This is a genomic window from Neorhizobium sp. T7_12 (assembly GCF_002968535.1).
Taxonomy (GTDB): Bacteria; Pseudomonadota; Alphaproteobacteria; order Rhizobiales; family Rhizobiaceae; genus Neorhizobium; species Neorhizobium tomejilense.
In genome coordinates this window covers 1-17576 of the sequence record NZ_PVBK01000013.1, presented here as the reverse complement: position 1 = coordinate 17576, position 17576 = coordinate 1, and the positions used below count along the sequence as shown (strand labels likewise).

At 60.3% G+C, this 17576-nt stretch carries 18 protein-coding genes and 3 pseudogenes; 9 read left to right on the top strand and 12 right to left on the bottom strand.

Annotated elements, in window-relative coordinates:
* Positions 1-67 precede the first annotated feature (67 nt).
* The 4 genes and pseudogenes from C5J26_RS23025 to C5J26_RS23010 form a co-directional block, all read left to right on the top strand.
* A complete protein-coding gene (locus tag C5J26_RS23025) occupies positions 68-1204 on the top strand; it encodes an ABC transporter substrate-binding protein (protein ID WP_105403902.1) in 1137 nt (378 codons plus the stop codon).
* Positions 1205-1210: 6 nt separating this feature from the next.
* Positions 1211-2287: an iron ABC transporter permease gene (locus tag C5J26_RS23020; RefSeq protein ID WP_105403901.1), complete on the top strand. Its 1077-nt coding sequence runs from the start codon at positions 1211-1213 to the stop codon at positions 2285-2287.
* Positions 2281-3033, top strand: coding sequence for an ABC transporter ATP-binding protein (locus C5J26_RS23015; protein ID WP_105403900.1), 753 nt, complete (start codon positions 2281-2283; stop codon positions 3031-3033). Before C5J26_RS23020 ends, C5J26_RS23015 begins: the two co-directional genes overlap by 7 nt.
* 135 nt (positions 3034-3168) lie before the next feature.
* Positions 3169-3960, top strand: a pseudogene (locus C5J26_RS23010) (GyrI-like domain-containing protein); the annotation flags it as partial.
* A 15-nt stretch (positions 3961-3975) separates the two neighbouring features.
* On the opposite strand, the gene C5J26_RS23005 reads toward C5J26_RS23010, so the two are convergent.
* The 8 genes and pseudogenes from C5J26_RS23005 to C5J26_RS22970 all read right to left on the bottom strand — a co-directional run bounded on the left by C5J26_RS23005 (position 3976) and on the right by C5J26_RS22970 (position 11276).
* The gene (locus tag C5J26_RS23005) at positions 3976-4170 is read right to left on the bottom strand and encodes a hypothetical protein (RefSeq protein ID WP_105403898.1); all 195 of its coding nucleotides are present in this window, start codon (positions 4168-4170) and stop codon (positions 3976-3978) included.
* A gap of 373 nt (positions 4171-4543) precedes the next feature.
* Positions 4544-5498 (bottom strand): annotated as a pseudogene (locus tag C5J26_RS23000) (IS481 family transposase).
* Positions 5499-5627: 129 nt separating this feature from the next.
* Positions 5628-5996 (bottom strand): response regulator transcription factor, encoded by a 369-nt coding sequence (locus tag C5J26_RS22995; RefSeq protein ID WP_105403897.1) that lies wholly within the window; start codon positions 5994-5996, stop codon positions 5628-5630.
* A gap of 63 nt (positions 5997-6059) precedes the next feature.
* On the bottom strand, positions 6060-6716 hold the full coding sequence (locus tag C5J26_RS22990; RefSeq protein WP_105403896.1) for a response regulator transcription factor: 657 nt from the start codon (positions 6714-6716) through the stop codon (positions 6060-6062).
* Positions 6713-8293, bottom strand: coding sequence for a sensor histidine kinase (locus C5J26_RS22985; protein WP_245441249.1), 1581 nt, complete (start codon positions 8291-8293; stop codon positions 6713-6715). Before C5J26_RS22985 ends, C5J26_RS22990 begins: the two co-directional genes overlap by 4 nt.
* 312 nt (positions 8294-8605) lie before the next feature.
* Positions 8606-8845: a hypothetical protein gene (locus C5J26_RS22980; RefSeq protein ID WP_105403894.1), complete on the bottom strand. Its 240-nt coding sequence runs from the start codon at positions 8843-8845 to the stop codon at positions 8606-8608.
* 510 nt (positions 8846-9355) lie between these two features.
* Positions 9356-9616 carry a hypothetical protein gene (locus C5J26_RS22975; RefSeq protein ID WP_105403893.1) on the bottom strand — a complete coding sequence of 87 codons (261 nt, stop codon included), beginning with the start codon at positions 9614-9616 and terminating at the stop codon, positions 9356-9358.
* A 751-nt stretch (positions 9617-10367) separates the two neighbouring features.
* Positions 10368-11276, bottom strand: coding sequence for a LysR substrate-binding domain-containing protein (locus tag C5J26_RS22970; protein WP_105403892.1), 909 nt, complete (start codon positions 11274-11276; stop codon positions 10368-10370).
* A gap of 115 nt (positions 11277-11391) precedes the next feature.
* Between C5J26_RS22970 and C5J26_RS22965 the strand changes: the two genes are divergently transcribed.
* Positions 11392-12084, top strand: coding sequence for a type 1 glutamine amidotransferase domain-containing protein (locus tag C5J26_RS22965; RefSeq protein ID WP_105404030.1), 693 nt, complete (start codon positions 11392-11394; stop codon positions 12082-12084).
* A 120-nt stretch (positions 12085-12204) separates the two neighbouring features.
* On the opposite strand, the gene C5J26_RS22960 is transcribed toward C5J26_RS22965, so the two are convergent.
* On the bottom strand, positions 12205-12582 hold the full coding sequence (locus C5J26_RS22960; RefSeq protein WP_105403891.1) for a hypothetical protein: 378 nt from the start codon (positions 12580-12582) through the stop codon (positions 12205-12207).
* A 7-nt stretch (positions 12583-12589) separates the two neighbouring features.
* Positions 12590-12778, bottom strand: a complete 189-nt coding sequence (locus C5J26_RS22955) for a hypothetical protein (protein ID WP_105403890.1) — start codon at positions 12776-12778, stop codon at positions 12590-12592.
* Positions 12779-12910: 132 nt separating this feature from the next.
* On the opposite strand from C5J26_RS22955, the gene C5J26_RS22950 reads away from it, so the two are divergent.
* The gene (locus C5J26_RS22950) at positions 12911-13537 is read left to right on the top strand and encodes a hypothetical protein (protein ID WP_105403889.1); all 627 of its coding nucleotides are present in this window, start codon (positions 12911-12913) and stop codon (positions 13535-13537) included.
* 319 nt (positions 13538-13856) lie between these two features.
* Here C5J26_RS22950 and C5J26_RS22945 read toward each other — a convergent pair whose 3' ends face one another.
* The gene (locus tag C5J26_RS22945; RefSeq protein ID WP_305778805.1) at positions 13857-14327 is read right to left on the bottom strand and encodes an NADPH-dependent FMN reductase; all 471 of its coding nucleotides are present in this window, start codon (positions 14325-14327) and stop codon (positions 13857-13859) included.
* A 104-nt stretch (positions 14328-14431) separates the two neighbouring features.
* Between C5J26_RS22945 and msrA the strand changes: the two genes are divergently transcribed.
* Positions 14432-14896, top strand: coding sequence for a peptide-methionine (S)-S-oxide reductase MsrA (gene msrA, locus C5J26_RS22940; RefSeq protein WP_245441258.1), 465 nt, complete (start codon positions 14432-14434; stop codon positions 14894-14896).
* A 202-nt stretch (positions 14897-15098) separates the two neighbouring features.
* Here msrA and C5J26_RS22935 read toward each other — a convergent pair whose 3' ends face one another.
* Complete coding sequence (locus tag C5J26_RS22935) at positions 15099-15392, bottom strand: cupin domain-containing protein (RefSeq protein WP_245441248.1); 294 nt, start codon at positions 15390-15392, stop codon at positions 15099-15101.
* A gap of 483 nt (positions 15393-15875) precedes the next feature.
* Here C5J26_RS22935 and C5J26_RS22930 point away from each other — a divergent pair, with 483 nt between their 5' ends.
* Together C5J26_RS22930 and C5J26_RS22925 are read left to right on the top strand one after the other, a co-directional pair.
* Positions 15876-16724, top strand: a complete 849-nt coding sequence (locus tag C5J26_RS22930) for an enoyl-CoA hydratase/isomerase family protein (RefSeq protein ID WP_105403887.1) — start codon at positions 15876-15878, stop codon at positions 16722-16724.
* Between the two features lie 119 nt (positions 16725-16843).
* Positions 16844-17449 (top strand): annotated as a pseudogene (locus C5J26_RS22925) (alpha/beta fold hydrolase); the annotation flags it as partial.
* Positions 17450-17576: the final 127 nt, after the last annotated feature.

The following is a 17576-nucleotide window of genomic DNA, read 5'->3' as shown; positions in this document are numbered from 1 at the left end:
GAACTTGATTCCAAAAGTCATATTTCATATGCATGCGGACATTATCAGACATCGGGGGAGTTTCCAGATGAATTTCGCGAAAATGCTTGCAACATCGACGGTTGTGCTGGCGAGCCTTCTGCCCTTTTCCGTGCTGGCGCAGTCGTTCACCGTCAAGGACGTGGCCGGCCGCGAAGTGACGCTCGACAAGCCGGTTGAGCGCGTCATTCTGGGGGAAGGCCGGATGCTTTATTCGGTTGCTCCGATCGAAAAGGAAGATCCCTTCGCCAAGATCGTCGGCTGGCGCAACGACCTGTTGACCACCGACAAGGACGGTTACGACACCTATCTCGCGAAATTCCCGAAGGGCAAGGAACTGCCTTTCCTCGGCAATCTGACCGACGGCACGCTTCAGACCGAGACCGTCGTCAAGCTGAACCCGGATGTCATGCTGCTGCCGATCGGCAACAAGAAGGCTGCCGACGAGGTTAAGCTCGAGGAGATGCTGAACAAGATCGGCGTGAAGATCGTCTATATCGACTTCCGCGAGCAGATTCTTGCCAATACCGAACCGAGCCTCAAGGTGCTCGGCAAACTTTTCGGCCACGAGGACCGCGCCGAAGCCGTCGCCTCCTATTGGAAGCAGCAGATGGCGCGGGTGACGGACAAGCTCAAGACCGCCAACCCGAAGAAACCCAATGTCTTCATGTATCGTGCGGCCGGCCTGGTTGAGTGCTGCGGCACGTTCGGTCCGGACAATTTCGGTTTGATGGTGGATTGGGCCGGCGGCCATAACCTCGGTTCGGACTTCCTGCCCGGTTATACGGGCTCGATCAATGCCGAGCAGGTCGTCGCCTCCAATCCGGATGTCATCGTCGTCACCGGTTCCAACTGGAGCCAGACCAAGAACGCCAAGGACTTCGTGAATGTCGGCCCAACCGCCGCCGCAACCGCCGAGAACAGCGGCAAGACATTGAACGCCCTGATGCAGAACGCCGCCTTCACCGGTTCCAAGGCAGTCGCGGGCGGCAATGTGCATGCCATCTGGCACCAGTTCTATACGAGCCCCTACCAGTTCGCCGCCGTCCAGCAGATGGCAAAATGGTTCCATCCCGACCTGTTCGCCGATCTCGATCCGGACGCGACCTTCAAGGAATTCCACGAGAAATTCCTGCCGGTCCCTTATCAGCCGGGTTACTGGCTGGACGCCAAGGCAGCGAAGTAAACCGATATGGCCGAGATCGCCGCATTGCCATTGCCGATCGAAGCTGAAGCGGGGCGGGAGCGCTACCGCGCCCTCGCCCGCCGCAAGCTTCTGATCCTCGCCGCCATGACAGCCGCTCTCTGCCTGTCATTTGCCGTCGATCTCGCCTGGGGGCCGGCCCGCTACAGCCTCGGCGAAGTCGTCGCGGCGCTGATAAACCCCTCGTCCGTCTCGGCCCAGATACGGGCGGTCGTCTGGGATATCCGCATGCCGGTCGCCGTGATGGCAATCGTGGTCGGGGCCGCGCTGTCGGTCGCCGGTGCGCAGATGCAGACGATCCTGGCCAATCCGCTCGCAAGCCCCTTCACGCTCGGCATCTCGGCGGCTGCCAGTTTCGGGGCGGCGCTGGCGATCGTCACCAGCGTCTCCATTCTGCCGGTTGCGGCAACCCTGCTGGTGCCGGTCAACGCCTTCATCATGGCGCTGATCGCCACGCTGTTCATCCATTTTATCTCGCAGATGCGCGGCGTTTCGGTGCAGACGGTCGTCCTGCTCGGTATCGCGCTGGTCTTCACCTTCAACGCGCTGCTCGCCTTCCTGCAATATCTCGCTTCCGAGCAGGCGCTGTCGGCGGTCGTCTTCTGGACCATGGGCAGCCTCACCAAGGCGACCTGGCCGAAGATCGGCATCACCCTTGCCGTCCTGTTGATCGCGCTGCCGCTGTTTGCGCGCCACGCATGGGCGCTGACCGCGATCCGGCTCGGCGAGGACAAGGCAGCGAGCTTCGGCGTCAATGTCCGGCGCATCCGCCTCGAAACCATGCTGATCATCTCGCTGCTCGCCGCAGTCCCGGTCAGCTTCGTCGGCACGATCGGTTTCGTCGGCCTGGTCGGCCCACATATCGCCCGCATGATCCTCGGCGAAGACCAGCGTTTCTTCCTGCCGGGCTCCATCCTGTCGGGAGCGCTGCTTCTGTCGGTCACCTCGATCGTCTCGAAGTCGATCATCCCGGGCGTGGTCTTCCCGATCGGCATCATCACGGCGCTGGTCGGAGTACCGTTCTTCTTCTCGCTCATCCTCTCGAACCGGAGCCGGTCATGGTAGCGATGCAACTGCAATCGGTCGGCGCCTATCACGGCCGCAAGCTGTTCGTAGAAGACGTGACGACGCCAGTCATGAAGGCGGGAGAGCTGATCGCCGTCATCGGCCCCAACGCCGCCGGTAAGTCGACGCTGTTCAAGCGCATCACCGGCCTTCTGAAGGGCCCTGGCAAAATCGTCATCGATGGCGCCAGGAGCAGGAACGCCATCACCTACATGCCGCAGGACACTTCGGCCAATGCGGTGCTGACCGTCTACGAATCCATTCTTCTCGCCCGGAAGCAGGGCCAATCCTGGACCGTCAGCGACAGCGACCTCTCGTTCATCGACGAAATCATGAGGGCGCTCAACATCACCTCCATCGCGTTTCGCGATCTCGGCGCGCTCTCCGGCGGCCAGCGCCAGCTGGTGTCGATCGCCCAGGCGCTCGTGCGCGAACCGGAAATCATGCTGATGGACGAACCGACCAGCGCGCTCGACCTTCACCGCCAGGTCGAGGTGCTGGATTTCATGCGGCGTCGGGCGCGCTCGAAAGGCATGATCGTGATGATTGCCATCCACGACCTCAACCAGGCCCTGCGGTTTGCCGACAAGGTTCTGGTGATCGCCAACGGCCGCATGCGCGCCTGCGGCAACGCGCGCGAAGTCGTTACCGTCGACATGCTGCGCGACGTCTACAAGGTCCACGCCCGCATCGAGAAATGCTCGATGGACCACGACCACGTTATCGTCGACGGGACGGCACACTAGGAATCTCTGAATCTCGCACGCTTGCCTGAAAGCCGTCGCTGGCTGACAGCCGTCGATCCATGCCAAAATCGCAAGATCGGTCGAGCGCGACATATTCGAAAGGGCCTAGCTGGTGTCGCCACGGAGAAAGACACGATGAAGGCGGCACTTCAAAATTACCATGCCCGAATGCAGCGGGTGCTGGACCACATGGACCAGCACCTCGACGATGATCTGGGCCTGGACGCGTTGAGCGGCGTTGCAGCGTTCTCGAAATACCATTTCCACCGGCAGTTCGCGTCCACCTTCGGGGTGTCCGTACATCGCTATGTCCAGCTTGCCCGTTTGAAGCATGCTTCGCACCGGCTGGCTTCGAAGGACGCTCCAAGTGTCACGGACATAGCGATGGATGCCGGTTACGAGGCACCGGACGCTTTCGCCCGCGCCTTTCGGCAACGCTTCGGACAATCGCCTTCGTCGTTCCGAAAATCTCCCGAATGGGAGCCGTGGCTTGCGGCCTTCGGGCCTCTCGACAACGCCAGGAGCAAGCTCATGCAGAAGACTTATACCCATGAAGACGTGACGATCCGCGACGTGGCCCCGACGCCGGTGGCGATCATGGAGCACCGGGGCGACCCGGCGACGATTGGCGATACCATCCAGCGGTTCATCGCCTGGCGAAAGGCCGAGGGCCTATCATCGCCGAAGACCAGCCCAATCTTCAACGTCTTCCGCTCCGAGCGGCGGCCCGCATTGCCGGCCGCATATCGGATGGACCTGTGTGCGGGCATCGATTTCCCGATAGGAGCGAATGACGAAGGGGTGGCTGCGGGTCTTATCCCCGGCGGGCGCTGCGCCGTTCTGCGCGTCGTCGGCAATACCGACAATCTGGAGCCGGCCGCTCTCTACCTCTATCGCGACTGGCTTCCGGCCAGCGGCGAAGAGGCGTAGGACTCGCTCGGTTCAAACGCGGTCATAGGCGCCCAGGAACTCCGCAAAGCCATGAATCATTTCACGATATTTCATGGCGGGCGTGACCGCAAGCATCCAGGGGCGTCCGTAGTCGCAGCGCCCGATGTTGCCATATCCGATGCCATCTCTGGTGCCATATCCGTTGCCACGCAAACGGCTGGTTCGGCGTCCGGCCGGCAGGACCATATGACAGCTCCGGCGAACGGTTCGAAGGACGCCGTAAGCCCTGCACCGATCGGACGCCGCAAGGATTGGATGCGAGGCCCAAAGTACGTCGACAGATTGTAGCTTGCGCGACCGCATCGCTCGCCGCCCGGCTGTCCACGATCTCCAGCCCACTTCCGTCGTCCCGCGGGGTGGACCGCGTCGGGCTAGGTGCGCGCCATCCCTGCGGCAAGGTCGTGCCGGAACTAAACCGGCCGTCATGTTTCCGTTTCCGCCGCCAGACAACCACAACCGTGATAGGTAGACGCGTCTGTTCCCGGCGTAGTGGATCACCCTCGCGTGCGGGCGTGAATACGCATAGCGAGGCCGGCGTCGGCGCGCCGGCACCATCGCTCTAGATGTGGAGCCTCAAGAGGTTGTCTCGGTCGCGCCCGAGGCGACTGATGGGTGTTTTTGATTTTAGACTGCCATGAGGGCGATGCCAATTATACATATGGTTCCAGTTTGGTAGGTGCGCTTTGCGGTGATCTGAGGATGGATATGCACGAGCATATGCCCATTCGCGCAATGCGGTCTGGATGAATCGCTCCGCCTTGCCGTTTATCTTTGGTGTGTAGGGTTTGGTGCGGATGTGCTTGAGCCCGAGCGCCTTGCAGGCTTTTGCGAAATCCTTGGCGACGTAGCACGAGCCGTTGTCGGTCATGACCCGCGTAACCGTAATACCGAAGCTGGCGTAATAGCCAACGGCTGCCTTGAGGAACGCGATGGCGCTGACGGCCTTTTCGTTCGGGAAGATGTCGGTGAAGGCGATGCGGGAGGCGTCGTCGATGCAGACATGGACGTTTTCCCAGCCGATGCCGCGTGAATTGCTCTGGCCGGTCCTGTCGCCGGTGATGCGGTGACCGACCCGATCGAAGCGGCCGAGGCGCTTGATATCGAGATGGATCAAGCCGCCTGGCTCGGCATACTCGTAGCGAACGACCGGTTCGGCTGGAGCAATGTCTTTCATCCGCGACAGTCCGGCCCGCTTGAAACGCGGCTGACGGTGGCGGGTGACACACCTGTCTCCATGGCAATGTGCTCGCCGGTCAGGCGCTGGCGACGAAGGGCGACAATGCGCTCGCTCAAAACCTGATCTGTCTGCTGGGGGCTGTTTTGGGCCGCGACGAGCGATCGGCCATCTTGGGGCGCCCACCCTGTTTGAAGCGTTCAACCCAGCGCGACAGGATCTTGTGCGAAACGGCATAGACGCGGGCGGCTTGCGCTTTCGTGAGCGCGCCGCCGAGAACGGCGACGGCCATCTCCTCTCGACGCAATGGCGTCAGTCGGGCATTCTTATGGATGTTCATTCGGAGCGATCCTGGAAAACTGAGGTGTGGTAACTCCAGTCTCCTAAATCCGCTCCGAATGGACAACCTCCTGAAAGCTCACATCTAGAGGCCGGCACGTCCGGCGGCGCGACTACGGGCATAGATTGATCAGCTTCGAATCGCAATTTCGATCACATCGATCAGACGATTGACATCAACGGGCTTGGGGAGGAACGCCAACGCGCCGCCACCAATCGCGGCACGTTTCGACGTTTCGTCTTGATAGGACGTCATGAAGATGATGGGTGGGGTGGACGGCTCCTTGTTCAGGCGGTCCTGCAGTTCGAGCCCGGTAAGGCCGGGCATGTTGACGTCAAGCAGCATGCAATTGATCGCGGCCCGGTCTTCGTATGCAAGAAAGTCCTCGGCGGAGACGAACAGCCTGCTTTCATAGCCGCAGGACTGAACCAGGCTTTCGAGTGCTTCACGGATCGCAGCATCGTCGTCGACGATCGCGATAATTGGGGAGTGGGGCAAAGGAATAAGCTTTCGTCTCGATTAGCGATGACGAAAGTTATCCCATGAGCTTCTCCTCCGGTATCATACGTCGGTGTGATGCCAGTCAGCGGCGAGCAGCTCGGCCTGCTTGACCAGATCCGTAACCGACTTGGCTTCCATCTTGCGCATTACGTTCCCCCGGTGGATCTTCACCGTGATCTCGCTGATGCCGAGATTGAACGCGATCTGCTTGTTCATCAGCCCCGTGACGACTTCATGCATCACTTCCCGCTCGCGTTCGGTGAGGGTCTTGTACCTGGCCTTGAGCGCCGTCACCGCATCCCAGTGGTTTTTACGTGAAGCGCTGAGCTGGAAGGCAGCGTTGACGGCGTCGATGACGTCCTGATCACGGAAAGGTTTGGTCAGAAAATCGAGAGCTCCGGCTTTCATTGCTCTCACGGTCATGGGGATGTCGCCATAGCCGGTCATGAAAATGATCGGCAGTCGAACACCTGCCTTCGCAAGTTCGGTCTGGAAATCAAGCCCGTTTATCCCCGGCAATCGGACGTCGAGGAGCACGCATCCCAGATCCAAGCTTCTGCTGCTCTTCAGAAACTCCGTCGAATTGGAATAGCTTGCAACGGAAATGGAGACTGATGTGAAGAGATCGGTCAGCGACTCCCGGAATCCTTCGTCGTCCTCAACGACGTGTACCGTCGGAACTGGGTCTTCTGTCTGTGCGCCTTTTTTAGTGTTCATTGCGTTGCCCTGATGGGGATTGTCATCTCGAATACAGCTCCGCCTAGATCATGATTTGTAGCGGTCAGGCTCCCCCCGATCCCCTCCATGATGTGACGGCAGATCGACAGCCCTATCCCCATCCCCGTCGGCTTGGTGGTGAAGAACGGGTCAAACAGTCTGTTCATGATTGCAGGGGAGATGCCCTCGCCGGTATCGCGAACCGTGAGCGAGAGTGCGTCGGGGACCAATTGCCCTAATCTGATGTGAATCACCCGATCTCCACCTGCTTTTCCGGCCAGGGCTTGGATGCCGTTCGATATCAAATTGATCAGAACCTGCTGGATCTCGATCCTGACCGCATTTACGGTCGGAAGGCCCTTCTCCACGTCCGTCACGAGCAGCACGTTTTCGCGAAGAAGGTCGTGGTCCATGAGGGCACGCGTCTCCTCTACAAGCTCATCGATACGGACGTCTTGAAGAATTCGCTTATCCGGTTTCAGGATGGTGCGAGCGTTGAGGATTATGTCGCTGGCGCGCTGGCCGTCACGGATCATGCGCTCCGCAGAGTGCCTGGCGGCCTCCAGATCGGGCGGATTCTTGTCCAGCCAACGGAGTAGCGTCTGAGCGTTCATGACGATCGCGCCGAGAGGTTGGTTTAACTCGTGAGCCAGGGAGGCGGACAACGCTCCTACAGTCGCCGCGCGGGCGGCGGTGGCAAGCTCCGCTTGTGCATCTCTGAGGGCCCGCTGCGTATTCTCGCGCTGGGTGATGTCAAACATGCCGACGGCGATCCTCTTGAAGGCTGACGGGTCACTGGGGAAACGAAGGCTTAAAAGGACATCGCGCGCCGTTCCATCCCGAGAAGTTATTCGAAACTTCCCCTCGTACCTGTCGCGGTCGCAAAAAACGCAATCCAGCATATCCAGGATCGATTCGGTCTCCGTCGATAGGTATGGGTAGAGAGACATTGGAAGCGCCTCGTCGGGTGACAGGCCGAGTAATTCGCGCGCCGCGCCGTTTGCATCAATCGTCCGGATCAGAGACATCGCCTCGACCACGATGTCCGGATTCTCCGCTGCGTAGGCCCGAAAGTCGGATACCCCGCGGGAGCGAAGGGAGTGAAGGAATTCCCGCACGAGCGAGTAGTCCCGCTCCCAAAGCGCCACGCGGCTCTGTTCGAAAATCGAACGGTACCTGGTCTCACTTTCGAAAAGTGCCTGGTTTGCTCTCATCAGCCGTTCATGCGCCAGGTCGGTGCGTTGGATCAGCATTGAGGTTATGGTCAGAGCGGACAGCGCGACAACCAGCCTGAGCAGGCTCGGGACATCGACATCGTCGCTGTGGGCAACAACATAGGCGACGAGAGCAAGCGCGCCGCATCCAACAGTGAAGACAATGGTCCCGCGGCGGGTCAGTATCGGAGCAGCCAGGAGGAGTGCGACTACGTACAGAACGGCGATCGCGCTCTCGATGGTCGTGAAGGCGTCGATATAGAACACCGCTGCAACCAGCACAGCAGCCGGTGCGATCGCCGCAAACGTTCTTGTCATTTCGTGGTCGGAAATTTCCGCTCTCAGCCAGTCGCTCGACGTCACTACTTACCCCTGGTTCTTCGCGATCGCTTGCAGGGCGCAACGGTGGTCGAGGTTCCGGCATAGCCGTGCCCATTCCATTGCATCCCCGTGGAGTCGCATTCGGCCGTAGCACGGCACGCAATCAGCGGATTTTATGATCCGACCATATTCACGCAGTCGAAGACGGACTCGTCTTCAAACACTACCGTAGCAAACAGGCTTGCGGGCAATGCGATCAAGGAGGCAATATGCCAGAGTCCCCAACCGGTTAAGGCCTACCTGACACTATCATCAGGTAGGCCTTTGTGATGGAGGGGTTGCGGTGGATGGGATTTAGTTGGGACGAACGGCCCCCTCGTAATAGTCGCCTTCATTCAGGTTCGACGAGGTGCTGTCGCGCTGTTCAGTCTTGTGGTGCTGCGTGCCGATGCTGCCGGTTGAAGTGTGGTCGACGGAAACGCTGCTTTCGCGATTGACGCCTTCGTAGTAATCCCCTTCGTCCGCCAGGGCGGTTCCGGCGACAGTTACGGTCAAAGCGAGAACGGTGATTGTGCTGAGGAGGCTCTTGATCATGATGTGGTTCCTTTTCGAAGGTTTCGGGTTCATCCAGACCTCTTGTCTGGTGAGGTAAAGGTACGGCCGACGAACCCTTCTTCGGTATTGAACGCGTGTATGCGGTGACCACACGTCGGTATGACACCGCTAATCATCCTGGTCATCGAGCTGCATGACATGAACTCTGTCCGATGGGTCACATAGCGGATTGCAGCCGTGACAAATTCTCCAAGGACGCTGCGAACGAACGAAGGGCAGGCGCCGACTGCTTAGAGGGGAAAACCCGCGTGGCATCCGGGCGACGGCGAAAAGCGGTGGGAGCGGCTCAACGGTTCGTGAATCTTGGGAGGCAATCGAAAGGCTTGGTCGGCCCTTCGAGCGCAAGTCACAGTTTCGGCGAGGAGCAGGTGAGGCTTGAAATCGGTCGACCAACCTTGATGGGTTTGGTTCGCCTCCTGGAGGATCGTCGCAGCAAAAAGGCCCTCTCGAAAGCAATCGAGAGGGCCTTTGATGGTAGAAGTTGCGGGATCAGTTCGAGCGGCTTGCGCCTTGATAATAATCTCCTTGGTCGACGAAGTTCGGCCAGTTGTTGTCGCGGCCTCCGCCGTTGCGGGTGAAGCCATGCTGGCTCTTGTGAACTGTGATGCTGGAGGTGGTGCGGGGATCGATCGATGCGCCGACGCTTCTGGTCACTCCCTCATAGTAGTCCCCTTCATCTGCCATAGCCTGGCCGAACAGAGCCATTGAAATGATGATCGTGGCGGATATGCTAAGGAGGTACTTGGTCATTTCAGGTTCCTTTCTCTAGGTTGCTTGAACCGGTTCGTCCGGTGAGAGAAAGGTACTTCAGAGCGTGGGTCTCATTGTATCGGCCACCAGTATCGACATGCCATACGGTAGTATGATCTTGCTACGACCTGAGTTCATCGGGGCGGCCGCCGAGACCGAATAACAACGACGTCTAGCGCGCCGCATCTGTTCACGCATGTAGAAGCGGCGTGTCCCTGCTCGCGCAGGATATCTGTGCCGCGGGAGAACCCCTGCGAACGAAACAACGCGCCAACATTCCAATGAGCCGAGGCCACCGCGTCCGGAGATACGATGGCACACTGCGAGGCGCCGACAAAGGCGACCCTAGCGCGGGTGTCGGTGAATCCCTCCCGACGACCTACATCGTCGGCGAATTCGTCGAACGCCGACGAGAATGCGCACCGGGTCGAGCCGTTTCCTTCTGTCAAGAACCATTGATGCCCCAATGCGCATCGCTCGGGAGCTTCTGGCCATCGTCATCAATAAGGTGTCGATCATTGCTGGGGATGTCAGACAGAGGACGCTCGACCCGTCGCCGGGGAGCGCCCTCATCCATCCCGGACGACCGCGCGACGGAGGGTTGTCGCTGCGGCGGTCATCGATACGGGGTGTGACCGATAGCTGAGCATGGCATACGACCAATGCAAGCAATCGGAGGCCGTGCTCGGCGAATGGCAGCTATGCGTTGCCTGGCAATGGTCCGATCACCATATGAAGGATGGAATGACTTCTAAGAAGGAAGGCCATGCTCCTTTGCTACATCACCGATCAGCGACCGGAGCCAACGGTGCGCCGGGTCGCTGCGGTAGCGGACATGCCAGGCCAGTTCCACCGGGAATGTGCCGAGGTCGACGGGAGCCGGTAGAACTTTCAGCCTTTCGTCCCGCGCGAGACGCTGGCAGATCAAGCGCGGCAGCGTCGCGCAGTAGTCGCTGACGGCGACCATTTCCGGAACGGCCAGAAAATGCGTCACCGATACGGCGACGTCACGCTTAAGTCCCTTCTGCTGCAGCGCCTGGAACAGGCCGACCCGCATCCTGCCGGGCGGGAGAACGTTGACGTGCCTCATACGCTCGTACTGCTCCTGAGACAGGCTGTCGCCGATCTCCGGATGATCCTTCCGCACCACACAGGCCAACCCATCGTCCATCAGATGCTGGACAACCATGTTGTCCGGAGGATCGACGATCCTGCCGAGCACCATTTCCGTTGCTCCTGAAACCGCGCCCGTTTCGACCAAATCATTCCCGAAGGGCGTGAGGCGCAGCCTGATCCCCGGCGCAAGCTCCCGCAGCCGCGCGACAATCACCGGCATCAGGACGAATTCGACATAACTGTTGGGAGCCAGGGTGAACTGCCGGGTTGCGACAGCAGGATCGAATTCCTGCTGACCGCCGATCGCCTCGTCGAGGCTCGAAAGCGCAGCCCGGACAACGGGCGCAAGTTCCTCAGCCATTTGTGTCGGCTTCATGCCGTAGCGCTCGCGGATAAACAGCGGATCGCGTAGCGTTTCTCGAAGGCGGTTGAGGGCATTAGACAAAGCCGGCTGGGTCATCCCAAGCCGCTCGGCGGCGCGGGTGACGTTGCGCTCGTCCATCAGGGTCAGGAAGACCGGCAGGAGGTTGAGATCGTACTTCATCCAGTCATATTGCTGAGCGTATATCTGAAATCAAGAAGATAAATTTCCGGAATGGTTGGTGGGAAGGCATGATCACTTCATCCAAACAGTCGGACAGATCGAAAGGATCAAGCACATGAACATCCTGATGGTTCTCACCTCGCATGACCAGCTCGGCAACACCGGCCGCAAGACCGGTTTCTGGCTGGAAGAATTCGCCGCCCCCTATTACGCCTTCCTCGAGGCCGGCGCCCGCATCACCGTCGCATCGCCAAAGGGCGGGCAGCCGCCGCTCGACCCGAAGAGCGACGAGCCGAGCTTCCAGACCGAGCAGACGCGCCGCTTCCATGCCGACCCGGCTGCCCAGGCCGTGCTGGCGTCGACGGTGACTCTCACTTCGATCTCGCCTGAGGACTATGACGCCGTCTTCTATCCCGGCGGCCATGGTCCGCTGTGGGACCTGGCGGAAGACAAGGATTCGATTACCCTCATCGAATCCTTGTACCGGTCCGGCAAGCCTGTCGCCTTCGTCTGCCACGCGCCGGGCGTCCTGCGCCACGTCAAGGCCGTCGACGGAACGTCGCTGGTCCAGAGCAAGCAGGTCGCCGGCTTCAAGAATACGGAAGAAGACGGTGTCGGCCTGACCAACGTCGTGCCGTTCCTGGTCGAGGACATGCTGAAGCAGAACGGCGGCCTTTATTCGAGCGGCCCTGACTGGTCGTCCTATGCGGTTCAGGACGGTCTGCTGATCACCGGCCAGAACCCCGGCTCGTCGGTCGAGACTGCCGGCATCCTGATCCGCGCGCTTCGGGCAACCAAGGCCGCTTAACGATCTACAGTCCAAGGGACCATTTCGCCTGCATCACGCCGCCTGGTGACCAACAACGTCCTCGACCTGAGCTGGTCTGTCTGTAATGGCCAAAGGCCTTTGTCGATAGCCTTCCGGAGCTCACCAAAGGCGCCTGTCGAGCTGGGCGGCGATCATCGGCACAGCCGCCGCGCCAGCCGCTCCGAGCCGCAGACGTTGCACCAGCTTTCCCAGGATGAAGGTCGTCGCCATCGCAGCCGCGATCCTCATCCATGGGTGCGTGTCTTTGGCTGCGCGAGGGACGTCGTCCGTCTGCCCACGGATGGTCGCAAGCCGTACTCGCAGATCGATTACCTCCTTGCGAAGCCATGCGATCTCGCGCTTCGCAGCATCGAGATCGACGGCCTGTGGATCGCCGTCTCCATAGTCTTCGGTAGGAGCTCCTTCGGCGAGCTCCACCAGATGCTCCTCGACTTCGTTACGTGTGCCGAGGCCCTTCATGCGAATGTCGGTCATCATCTCCCCCTCAACGCGAGTTCTTCGGCTTGTGGTCGCCGCGGTCGCCCTCGCCCGGCTTAGCGTCGTTCTTCGCGTCATGGCGGCGGTCGGCCGATAGCGAACGGCCGACGTCGACGGATTCGTTGAAGCGCCCGTGGCCGTCGCGCCGGACGTAGCGCTTGTCGGAGCCGGTATCGATCAGTTCACGCTTGGTCATCGGATGTCTCCTTCTGTTTTGCCGAAGAAAACGACCGACAGGCCTAAAGGATGCATGCCACTGGAATCTCCTCAACAGCATGCCCTGCGCTCCATCGTTGACTTGGAAGACCGCCGATCCCATCTGTGCGCCATGCCGAAGAACGAGAAGAACAACGTAGAGCTGCTCAGGACATGGACGCTTTCGCCCGCGGCCACTCTCGGTTCATCCGTGCGCGCGAAAGGCATACTGCAGGAGATCCAGGCTCGGCTCCCCGCAGTCTCGAAGAAGGCGCTCGTTCTTGGCGGCAGCGAACTCACCCTTTCGATGCCGGCCAGCGACAACGCAGCGTTCAGGGCGTTGTCAGCGGTGGTCGCGAAGACGGTGGAGGAAGCTGCAAGCCTGCCAGTCATCCCCCGCGAGATCCAGGACATTCTGGGCATGAAGACAAGCGAGCGGCATCGCTGGCTCGCGGACGGCCGTCTGCCTAGCGCCGGCACGAGAACGGTAAGGCTGGCCGGGCGCGCCCGCAGGATCACGTTCCACGTGTTCGATCCAAAAGTGGTGGAAGACCTTCTCGACCGAGGAGCCATCGAAGAGTGGCGGGTGGAGGACGCTGAGGCGAAAGCGGAGAAGCGAAGGAAGGCCGCGTATCAGGCGAAGCTGACGCGGTCGAAGAAGGCCAACAAGCGATCGAAGAAGGTAGAGCGTGGCCTCGACGATACCGCGTCAACGCTAAGCGGCTGGGAGGAGTTCGATATTGACGGGCTGTTGCGCTGAGGACGGTAACGTCAGCACTCGGCGCCAAGCGGACGTCGAAATCGGCGTTGCAGAACGGCTGTTTTGCGCCCCATGTCGGTCATTGGGCCGGATTCATCGCTGCCTGGAAGCGGACATGCCGACAACTACACATGAAGTCCCGGTTGCGCCAAGAGCAGTCCACTCCGCAGCGATTTGATGTCGCCGGCAGACATGTCGAATTGCCAATTTTTGCGTCCAATTCTGCGACGAAGTTCCCATCGTTTTCGTGCGGCGATCAGCAATCCGGCGCAAAAAAAGATTGCACTCTGGGGGAACAAGCGGCGTCATTTGCCGACCTTCATGCGTTCTTAAATTGCCGTTTATCTTGGCCGGTTCCCGCCCTGGCGTCCTCTCCCCGGATCAACGCCACCCAATTTGCGAATGAGCCGATCACCTTGGCTAGGAAGTCGCGGGTCTCAGGCGACTTTATCCGGTTCTGGTCGTCGAACATGACTGCGACTTCCGGCAGGTAGGCTTCCGGTTGCTGCATAACCGGCATGTTTAGAAAGACGAGACTCTGGCGCATATGGTGGTTCGCCCCGAACCCACCGAGCTTGTAGGGCGAGACGCTGACGACAGCCGTCGGCAGACCGTCCCAGACGCTTTGGAAAGGCGGTCGCGAGCCGACATCGATTGCGTTCTTCAATCCACCGGGGACCGAGCGGTTGTATTCCGGCGTTGCGATCAGCACCGCGTCCGAACGGCGTATCTCGTCACTCTGGAGGCAGACTGAGAGTTCTCGATTCTCGACGTGCCTGAAAATCCGCACGTGCAACGCCTATATTTCCGCAGAACCTATTGAGGATACTAAAAATGTGCACCGACACCGAAGGCGCAGTTCTTGCGGGTGACTGCTTCTGGGGGATGTAGGATCTGATTCGCCGCTATCCTGGCGTGATCTCAACGCGCGTGGGCTACACCGGTGGTGATGTGCCCAATGCCGCCTATCGCAATCATGGCAACCACGCCGAGGCTATCGAGATTGTATTCGACCCGACCAGGATCAGCTATCGCGACTTTCTGGAATTTTTCTTCCAGATCCATGATCCGACGACGCTCGATCGCCAGAGCAACGACGTCGGCGCCAGCTATCGTTCCGCAATCTTCTGCGTGAATGATGAGCAGAAGCGCGTCGGGGAAGACACGATAGCCGACGTGAATGCCTCCGGGCTTTGGCCGGGCAAAGTCGTGACCGAGGCGACGCCGGCCAGCGTTTTCTGGGAAGCCGAGCCGGAGCATCAGGACTATCTCGAGCGGTATCCTGACGGTTACACCTGCCATTTCCCACGGCCGAACTGGAAGCTGCCGAAGCGCGCGGAGATGCAACGCGCGGGATAATCGCCAAACGCCGTCGTCGGCTACCGCGGGCCACACCACCACTATTTGTTAAGCCCTTGCCACGAACACGCCCGGCACAACGATGCTCGCGACAGCGGGGCTTTGTTCATTGTGACGCCCGCGAATCGTCCGTGGGATCAACGTAGTCCAGTCCCAATGGGCCGATCGCGATTACCTGAGTCACATAGTCACCCGACTTGGCTCAGTGGAAGTGCGCCTGGCCGCCGGGAAGGACGATCAGGGTGCCCGGCGCAAAGGCCTCGAGCTTGTCCTCGTCAAAGACGTCGCCACGGCCGATATAGAAGACACCTGAAATCACAGTGTAGAGGCGGTCCTCCGGGTGGCGGTGCGGCGCTATGCGGGTTCCCGCCGGCAACGTGACCCGGACCGCGTACGGACCCGGCCGGGTCGGGTCTCCTACCAGAACTGCTACGCGGGCAGCCGGCGGGTAGCCGGCGAACGGCTTCCACACCAAGTCCTCAGGCCGGATGGCCAAGAAGTGCTCCTCGCCGGGCTGATGTGGGCGACGACGATGACGGGGCGTCGAGTGCTAGGGACATGGCGAACCTCACTGTCTGCGGTCGGACGGGATGTCGCGCGGCGCGCGGAACGCGTCGCATCGATGCAATAGGCCAGATGGCGTAGGCGATCATAGGCACCACCACGGTCGGACTGTTGCAGCCTTAGGCGGATATGAGCAGCCCTAAGCGCCGCTTGCGATTGGACGATGGTATCGCTCTGGCCGGCCGGCTGGAATGCACTGGGATCGGAAGACCGTTTGGGTGGCGAGCAGACCGTCGCAGCCGTCTATCTGGCGACTGCGGCAGGGGTACTATCGCCAGAGCACCCACGGTCGGAAATCCACCCCCATGTTCGGCGGGCATACCATGGTATCGCCGATACCATCGTCTACTGGAGACCTCGGAGCCCTGGAGGCACGTTGGAGGAATTCCGCATATCCCCTCCAAGGAGGCTCCAAATGGACGCGAAGACCACGGCTACGCAAATCCGCATGAACCGCCAGTCTCCGACCTACTGGCGCGTTATCATCGACAATCCTCCTCTCAACGTCATGGGGCCGGAGATGGTCCGGCAGTTCCAGGACCTGATAGACAGCATCGAGGCCGATGACGATCTCAGGGTGGTCGTTTTCGATAGCGCCGTTGACGGCTTCTTTCTCAATCACTCCGACTTCATGGCGCGCCTCGAGGACCTGACCTCGATGCCGCCCGGTCCTACGGGTTTGCCGCCGTGGCCGGATTTCCTCGTTCGCCTGACCCGCGCACCCGTTGCATCAATCGCGCTCATCCGCGGCCGTGCGACGGGTAACGGCAGCGAGCTATTGCTCTCCTGCGATATGGCCTTCGCCAGCAAGGCGAATACGGTCATCTCGCAGTGGGAAGTTGGTGTGGGCATGGTCGCCGGCGGTGGCCCGATGGCCCGGTTGCCTAACCTTATCGGTCGAAATCGCGCCATGGAGGTGTTGCTGAGCTCGCACGACATCTCCGCCGACCAAGCCGAAGCTTACGGCTATATCAATCGCGCTCTCCCAGACACTGAGCTCGACGCCCACGTGGACGCGCTCGCGACCCGCATCTCCAGGTTCGACAAGTGGGCCATTGCCCAAACCAAGCGCCTGGTAAACACCAGCCTGCCGCCCGACGTCGAACTCGGCGCCGGATGGGAGGCCTGTATCGCTTCGCTAGGACGGCCCGCGGCTCAGACCGGCATCAAAGCCCTGACCGCGAAGGGCTTCCAAAGGCCCGGTGATGTCGAGATCCGGCTCGGATTCCACCTCGGCGAGCTAGCCCGACAGGCGGCTCCATGAACCATCCAGAAGAAGAAAGATCAACCCGTCGGGTGACATAGGTCAAGTTGCGGCATCCCCGCTTCTCACCCCTACGCTCGGCATATTATGACTGCACTCCACTCCCAAAGGATGTTCAGATGAAAATCTTGCTCACAGGCCTGGCAATCATCGCGGCCACGTTCGGCAGCGCACAAGCGCAATCCGACAAACCCACCATCGTTTTGGTTCACGGCGCCTTCGCCGACTCTTCGAGTTGGAACGGTGTTGTTGAGATTCTTGAGAAGGATGGATTTTCCGTCGTGGCGGCAGCCAATCCGTTGCGAGGCGTCAGGAGTGACGGAGACTATGTCGCCGGCGTGCTTTCCTCGATAGCAATGCCAGTGGTTCTCGTCGGCCATTCCTATGGCGGGTCGGTGATCAGCGATGCGGCCGATGGTCATCCCAGTGTGAAGGCGCTGGTCTATGTCGCCGCATTTGCCCCGGAGGTGGCTGAAACCGCCGCGCAACTTGCAGGAAAGTTTCCAGGCAGCACGCTGGGTCCGACACTCGCTGCTCCTGTCGCATTGTCAGGCGGTGGAAAGGATCTCTATATCCAGCAGGACAAGTTCCACGATCAATTCGCGGCCGACGTTCCCGTCACGCAAGCCAGACTGATGGCCGCAACGCAGCGGCCGATCGCGGAAGCCGCCCTCAACGAAGCCCAAGCCAAGGCTGCCTGGAAGAACATCCCAAGCTGGTTCATCGTAAGCGCTGTTGTCTCCGCACCTTGACCACCCCTGAACGAACTTACTCCTCCGCTGACAACTGAGCGTGTGGGTCGTGGTACCGTCGCCTGTCATTGTCTTTGGGAGGCCGAAATGTGCAAGAGAG